Here is a 3,215-nt window from a genome sequence, read left to right as displayed (position 1 = left end):
GCCCCCTCCCGCTCGCATGCCCGCATCAGTGCGTGATGCAGAAGGCGGTTGTCGACCTGGTGGTCACCCGGCGCCGCCAGCGCCCCGACGAGCCCGCTCGCCGATGCCGGGACCCTGGCGCGCAACTGGTGTCGGGTCAGCAGCTCGGTCTCCAGACCCAGCGACCGCGCGAAGCCGTGGATGTCACGCAGACCGGCCATGTCCGCGGCGTCCCAGGCTGCCACCAGCGTCCCGCACCGCAGGTAACCGATGTCGCAACCACTGCTGCGTTCCAGCTCGTCGACGAAGGCGGGGTAACGCAGCGCAGAAGCCGTGTTCAGCTCAAGGAGCGGCCGCTCACCGTAGTGAAGCTCGGTGACGGGGGCCAGCATGCCCGCGGCCGTCCTGCTCGCGCCCGACCCCGGCGCGGGATCGACGATGGTCACCGACAGTCCACGTAGCCGGGCGCGCCACGCCACCCCAAGACCGATCACGCCCGCGCCGGCCACGATGACGTCCACGCCGGACGCTGCTGGACCCGATCTCCGGGCGCCGGCCCCGCCTGCCTGCATGAGCCTCCTTCTCCCGGGCAGCTTCTCCCTCGCAGCCTTTCGTCGCGCAGCTTTGCGTCGTGCAGCTTTGCGTCGTGCAGCCTGCCGTGCTGCGGTCAACCTCACCCGACACCGTCGGAGGCCCCGGATGCAAGTTTCGTCGTTAGGGGCACCGCAGGGCCGATCAACCATTCTTACCGTGTGTAAACTGTCCTGACTTTGTGTAGTGTCGGGGGTGACGCCACGTTGGGCGAACCGTGTGGGAAGGTGTCCGCCATGAGGTACGCGCCGGTTCCCGACCGGTCGGCGATACGGTCGATTGTGAGGTCGGCGGTGTGTCCGGCCGGGAGCACCTCGTCGGCCCGGGTTCTGCGGGCCACCACTGCGCTCGGTGCCACCGCCGCCGTGGCCTATGCCGCGCCCTCGGTGGCCACCCTGCGCCACCTGCGAACGCGCGTCGTGCCCGTCCTCGCCGGGGTTGGCGCGCCGGACCACGTGGCCTTGACCTTCGACGACGGCCCCGACCCGGCGTCCACCCCCTTGTTCCTCGACGTGCTCACCGAACTGGACATACGGGCCACGTTCTTCGTCCTCGGGACGATGGTGGAGCGGGCACCCGAGCTTGCCCAACGGATGGCGGAGGCCGGCCATGAGCTTGCGGTCCACGCCTGGGATCACCGACCGATGCTGCTGCGGGGTCCACTGTCGACCTACCGTCAGCTCAAGCGCACCCGAGATCTGATCACCGCCGTCACCGGCCAGGAGCCGCGGTTTGCCCGGCCGCCGCACGGCATCCTGTCGGCCGGTTTCCTCTTCGCCGCTAGCAGGCTGCATCTCACGCCGGTGTTATGGACCGCCTGGGGCCGGGACTGGACCGCAACGGCCACGCCGCTGAGCGTCCTGGACACCCTCGCGCCCGATCTGCGCGGCGGCGGCACCATCGTTCTGCATGACTGCGACTGCACGTCCGCGCCACAGGCGTGGCGCAGCGCCCTCGGCGCGTTGCCGGAACTCGCCGCCCGCTGCCACGATCTGGGACTTCGGCTGGGTCCACTCGCCGAGCACGGCCTCGACGCTTCGTGGTCGCCGGGCGACAGCGGCGTGGATCAAGGGATGGGCCCGGCCCGCGCTCGCGGTGCGGACCGGGCTCCGCGGCGCGGGTGCCGGTGGTCTCAGGCGTCGGGGTACAGCGAGTAGCTCGGGAAGTTGCCGTACAGCCGCTCGGTCGGGTCCGCTCCGACGGTGACGGCGTGGACGAGGTGGTCGCCCCCGACAAAGGCACCCTTCCAGGACGCGCCGCGGCCGCCGAACGGTTCGGCCCGGTCGCCGCGCGAACGTGGCTTGTTGATGCCCACCTTGAATGCGTGGATCTCACTGCTCAGCCGGCGGGCGAGCGCCTCGTCATCACAGGCCAGCGATGCCACCAGCGCACCGTTGGACGCGTTCATCGCGGCCAGCAGCTCGGCTTCGGAGTCGACCACCACGATTGTGTCCACCGGGCCGAACGGCTCGGCATGGTGCAGCGCGCAGGACGGCGGGGGAGCGAGGATCGTCACCGGGGGTACATAGGCGGCCGTGTCCTGCCCGGGGATGAATGCGCCGTCTGCGATCGCTCCCCGGTACAGCGGAACCCCGCCCTTGGCGATCGCCTCGTCGATCTTGCCGGCGAGCTCGGCGGACTTCTCCGCGGTGATGACGGGCCCGAAGTCGAGCTCGGGCAGGGGATCGTCGTCATGCGCGACGGCCAGCGGATGGCCGAACCGCACCGAGGAGACCACGGGCAGGTAGGCGGCGAGGAACTGATCGAAAAGCTGGCGCTGGACCACATAGCGGGGATAGGCGGTGCACCGTTGCTTGCCGTATTCGAAGCCCTTGCGCAGATGCGCGGCAAGCAGATCCCACTGGGAGAACTCCCAGATACCCCAGGCGTTGAGGCCTTCCTGCTCGAGGAAGTGCCGCTTGCCCGTGTCCACCAGCGCGGCCGCGACCTGGCCGCCGGTGGAGCGTCCACCGACGAAGGCCAGAGCGCCGATCTCCGGTGCCCGCACCAGTGCGCCCGACAACCGGGAGCCGGACCCGGAAACCAGGGCCACCGGCAGGCCCTCGCGCCGCGCCAGGGCGCAGGCGAGCGTGAGGCAGGCGGCACCGCCGTCCGTCGGGGTCTTCGCGATTGCCGCGTTGCCGGCCAGAACCTGGACCAGCATCGCGTGCATGAGCACGCTCATCGGGTAGTTCCAGCTGGCGATGTTGCTGACCGGCCCGGGTAGGGGGGTGCGGCCGGCCAGCATCGTGTCGATCTCCTCGACGTACCAGCGGACACCGTCGATGGCCCGGTCGACGTCCGTGCGGGCCAGCCGCCACGGCTTGCCGATCTCCCACACCAGCAGCAGGGCGAGCAGATCACGGTGGCTGTCCATGGCGTCCAGCGCGGCGCTCACCCGCATCTTGCGGTCGGCCAGCGGGACGTCCCGCCATCGTTTGTGGTCGTCCAGCGTCGCGCGGATGGCCTCCCGGGCCTCCTCGGGTTCGATCATGGGTGGTCCGGTGATGGGTGATCCGTCGAGCGGTGTGACGCTGCGCAGGGGTTCACCGGTCCGGCGCCACTGACCGCCCCACAGATTGCGCAGCCGGTCGTCGGCGAACGCCTCGGGGGCGACCTGCGTGCACCGGGTGTAGGCGTCCGAC

3 protein-coding genes are annotated in these 3,215 nt (G+C 70.5%); 1 reads left to right on the top strand and 2 read right to left on the bottom strand.

Annotated elements, in window-relative coordinates:
* A partial coding sequence (locus U9977_RS16960) for an FAD-dependent oxidoreductase (RefSeq protein WP_322750246.1) occupies window positions 1-551 on the bottom strand: 551 nt, incomplete at its 3' end.
* Between the two features lie 255 nt (window positions 552-806).
* On the opposite strand from U9977_RS16960, the gene U9977_RS16955 reads away from it, so the two are divergent.
* A complete protein-coding gene (locus U9977_RS16955; RefSeq protein WP_322750245.1) occupies window positions 807-1,727 on the top strand; it encodes a polysaccharide deacetylase family protein in 921 nt (306 codons plus the stop codon).
* Here the strand turns inward: U9977_RS16955 and U9977_RS16950 are convergent.
* On the bottom strand, window positions 1,703-3,215 hold a 1,513-nt coding region (locus tag U9977_RS16950; protein WP_322750244.1), incomplete at its 5' end, for an aldehyde dehydrogenase family protein. The two genes, U9977_RS16955 and U9977_RS16950, sit on opposite strands and share 25 nt — an antisense overlap.

This window comes from Protofrankia sp. Cas8, from assembly GCF_963555845.1.
GTDB lineage: Bacteria > Actinomycetota > Actinomycetes > Frankiales > Frankiaceae > Protofrankia.
This window is presented reverse-complemented; position numbering and strand designations above follow the sequence as displayed.